At 70.3% G+C, this 2587-nt stretch carries 2 protein-coding genes and 1 pseudogene; 2 read left to right on the top strand and 1 reads right to left on the bottom strand.

Translation table 11 applies throughout. The features are described from left to right. The first annotated feature begins 197 nt into the window (after nt 1-197). Both G6045_RS40235 and G6045_RS40230 read left to right on the top strand, forming a co-directional pair. Entirely contained in the window at nt 198-890 is a 693-nt protein-coding gene (locus G6045_RS40235; RefSeq protein WP_052579321.1) for a metal-dependent transcriptional regulator, read from the top strand. Between the two features lie 643 nt (nt 891-1533). Next, nucleotides 1534-2406 carry an alpha/beta fold hydrolase gene (locus tag G6045_RS40230; protein ID WP_165337199.1) on the top strand — a complete coding sequence of 291 codons (873 nt, stop codon included), beginning with the start codon at nt 1534-1536 and terminating at the stop codon, nt 2404-2406. A gap of 93 nt (nt 2407-2499) precedes the next feature. On the opposite strand, the pseudogene G6045_RS40225 reads toward G6045_RS40230, so the two are convergent. Beyond that, nucleotides 2500-2587, bottom strand: a pseudogene (locus G6045_RS40225) (bifunctional DNA primase/polymerase); the annotation flags it as partial.

The following is a 2587-nucleotide window of genomic DNA, read 5'->3' as shown; positions in this document are numbered from 1 at the left end:
GGTGTCACGGGGTTTCCGGGGGCTCCTCTTCGCCGTCCTCGGCCCGCGCGGCACGGTTGTCAGTGCGATGCGTCAGAATTGACTCAGGGCCAGGACCTTTCTTGGCATCCCCGACCGCCCGGCGCCGGGCGCCGGCGGGAGTGCGAAGACAGGCCCTGACGCGACGAGACGTATCGAGACTGCATCGAGGGGCACGTATGTCCGGACTGATCGACACCACGGAGATGTATCTCCGCACCATCCTCGAGCTCGAGGAGGAAGGTGTGGTCCCCATGCGTGCCCGGATCGCCGAGCGGCTCGACCAGAGCGGCCCGACGGTCAGCCAGACGGTCGCACGCATGGAGCGCGACGGACTGGTCTCCGTCGCCGCGGACCGCCATCTGGAGCTGACCGACGAGGGCCGCCGGCTCGCCACCCGTGTGATGCGCAAGCACCGCCTCGCGGAGTGCCTGCTCGTCGACGTGATCGGCCTGGAGTGGGAGCAGGTGCACGCGGAGGCCTGCCGCTGGGAGCACGTGATGAGCGAGGCCGTGGAGCGCCGCGTCCTGGAGCTTCTGCGGCACCCCACCGAGTCGCCGTACGGCAATCCCATCCCCGGTCTCGAAGAGCTGGGCGAGAAGGCCGAGGCCGACCCGTTCCTCGACGAGGGCATGGTCAGCCTCGCCGACCTGGAGCCGGGCACCGAGGGCAAGACCGTGGTGGTGCGCCGGATCGGCGAGCCCATCCAGACCGACGCCCAGCTCATGTACACGCTGCGCCGCGCGGGCGTACAGCCCGGTGCGGTGGTCAGCGTGACCCAGGCCGCCGGCGGTGTCCTGGTGGGCAGCAGCGGCGAGGCCGCGGAACTGGACGCCGAGGTCGCGTCGCACGTGTTCGTCGCCAAGCGCTGAGGTTGCTGCGGCCCGGGCGGAAGCGCTGAGGTCGCTGTCGCCCGGGCGGAAGCGCTGAGGTCGCTGCCACCCGGTGCCGCGGTGGGCTCACGCACCCGTCGTGCCTCAACTGCCCCACGGGGCACGGAAGTTGGGGCCGGTGATTCCAAGATTCACGGACGGAACCGCCCCGCCCGGGTGATTTAAGTGCGAGGCTGTCGGTGAGGCATATGACCTGAGGGCTCTTGACCGCGTGGGCGCCGGCGAGGGAGGGGCGGGAGGATGTGCCGTACAACCCGCCGTACTGAGACGGTGCACGCCTGCCCTTCAGCAGCCGCGTCGCTTCGCCACTTCACAGCAGAGGACCCCGGCACCTTGCGGTGCCGGGGCCTGTCCTCCCCTGTGCTGACCTGGAGCCCCGAGCTCTCAAGGTCACCCCGCCGGACCGGTTTCCCCGAGCGGCCCGCCTCCCGCAGAAGATCTCCCCTCGGCCAGGCCGGTCAATCCTTGAGCGCGGTCACTCGAACGAGGGGTGTTTTCGGGCGAAAAGGGCTTTTCGAAAGGGAGTTCGATAACGTGGCCGTACGTTAGGCGTACGGAGCATTGCTTCACGGAGCACTGAGCACTACGGCAACAGGCCCGAGCGAGGGGGGTGCCAGGACGTATGGTGCGGCGCATCGATGTGACCGGAGCAGGCGGGGTGCGCCTTGCCGCCTGGGAGTTCGCCGATCCCCCGAAGGATGACAAGCAGCGCGCCGAGCTCGGGTGTGAACCCGGGGTGCTGTTATTGCACGGCCTGATGGGCCGCGCCTCGCACTGGGCGGGTACGGCGCGCTGGCTCGCCGAGCGGCATCGCGCGGTCGCCCTCGACCAGCGCGGCCACGGCCAGAGCGAGAAGCCGGCCGGCGGCCCCTTCACCCGCGAGGCCTATGTCGACGACGCCGAGGCCGCCCTCGTCCAGCTCGATCTCGCGCCCGCCGTGCTCATCGGCCACTCCATGGGCGCCCTCACCGCGTGGCAGCTCGCCGCCCGCCGCCCCGATCTCGTCAGCGGACTCGTCATCTGCGACATGCGCGCCTCGGCGCTCGGCGCCGCCTCGCAGCGCGAATGGTCCGACTGGTTCGAGGCCTGGCCCGTCCCCTTCGCCACGCTCGCGGACGTACGCAAGTGGTTCGGCGAGGACGACCCCTGGGTGGAGCGCCCCAACCCGGCCCGCGGCAGTTTCTACGCCGAGGTCATGACCGAGTCCGAGGACGGCTGGGGACCGGTCTTCGACCGCGACCAGATGCTCAACACCCGTGAGACGTGGGTGTACGACGCCCACTGGGAGGAGCTCGCCCAGGTCCAGTGCCCCACGCTCGTGGTCCGCGGCCTCGACGGCGAGCTGGGCCGGGCCGAGGCCCAGGAGATGGTCCGCGTCCTGCCCCGCGGCGAGTACGCGGAGGTCCCCGACGCCGGCCACCTGGTCCACTACGACCAGCCGGAGGGCTGGCGAGCAGTGGTGGAACCGTTCCTGGACGGAGTCCTCACCGGATGAAGGACACCGGATAAGGGGACCAATTGTCCTGCGGGATGCCCGATATGCGGCTTTCTCGCAGGACAGTTGGTCCCCCTATCCACCTGTCACCCGCTACCTGCGCGCCTCGCGGCCGCATGCGTACGCCAGGGCGCTGATCAGTTCTTCCGCGTCCGGGAGCCAGCGGTTGGCGGGGGTGGGG

Source organism: Streptomyces mesophilus (assembly GCF_011044995.1).
Taxonomy (GTDB): Bacteria; Actinomycetota; Actinomycetes; order Streptomycetales; family Streptomycetaceae; genus Streptomyces; species Streptomyces mesophilus.
This window is presented reverse-complemented; position numbering and strand designations above follow the sequence as displayed.

Excerpts from the sequence above, each read along its gene's own strand:
- G6045_RS40230 (WP_165337199.1), top strand. The coding sequence starts at position 1,534 with ATGGTGCGGCGCATCGATGTGACCGGAGCAGGCGGGGTGCGCCTTGCC.
- G6045_RS40235 (WP_052579321.1), top strand. The coding sequence starts at position 198 with ATGTCCGGACTGATCGACACCACGGAGATGTATCTCCGCACCATCCTC.